1 protein-coding gene is annotated in these 237 nt (G+C 67.5%); it reads right to left on the reverse strand.

What is annotated here, in order from left to right:
- On the reverse strand, nt 1-237 hold a 237-nt coding region (locus KVP70_RS33945; protein ID WP_217946816.1), incomplete at both ends, for a hypothetical protein.

Consider the following 237-nt stretch of genomic DNA (forward strand, 5'->3'; position numbering starts at 1 on the left):
CGCCGCCAGTTGCGCCGTTTTCAGCGCGGCGATGATGCTGGTCTTCAGGCCGACGATGTCGGCCGTCTCGATGGCGGCGATGTCCTGGGTCGACAGGGCGCCGAATTGACCGGTGCTCAAGGCGCCCAGCTGGTTCGAGCTCAAGGCCACGATCTGGTCGGTGCTCAGGCCCGAGGCCAGGTTGGCGGTGGTCATAGCGGCCACTTGCGCGGTGCTCAGCGCGCCGATCTGGTCGGT

Origin of the sequence: Duganella violaceipulchra (genome assembly GCF_019166075.1) — a bacterium.
Lineage (GTDB): Bacteria > Pseudomonadota > Gammaproteobacteria > Burkholderiales > Burkholderiaceae_D > Rugamonas > Rugamonas violaceipulchra.